Below are 243 nucleotides of genomic sequence, written 5' to 3' on the forward strand. Positions count from 1 at the left end.
ATATCACATTTTTTGCTATTTAAAAGAAAACGCCCTATTTAGACTTTTTTCGAATCGTCCAAAAGGGCCTTTTCTTCAAAGCCATAATTCTTGATTGGAAGCAGTCACAGCCTGAGCTCCCGCTTTAATGGCTTGCTTTGCATCTTCCATCGTCTCAATTAAGCCGCCAGCAATGACCGGTATCCCCGTTTTCCTATGGACACGGCCAATGTAGTCGGGCAAAATGCCAGGCAAAAGTTCGAT

The 243-nt window shown here is 43.6% G+C and carries 1 protein-coding gene; it reads right to left on the reverse strand.

Translation table 11 applies throughout. From position 1 onward, the window contains the following. Window positions 1-75: 75 nt before the first annotated feature. Window positions 76-234 carry a glycerol-3-phosphate responsive antiterminator gene (locus tag CHH91_RS18925; RefSeq protein WP_483372419.1) on the reverse strand — a complete coding sequence of 53 codons (159 nt, stop codon included), beginning with the start codon at window positions 232-234 and terminating at the stop codon, window positions 76-78. Window positions 235-243 lie beyond the last annotated feature (9 nt).

The organism is Virgibacillus sp. 7505, assembly GCF_002272135.1.
Lineage (GTDB): Bacteria > Bacillota > Bacilli > Bacillales > Amphibacillaceae > Terribacillus.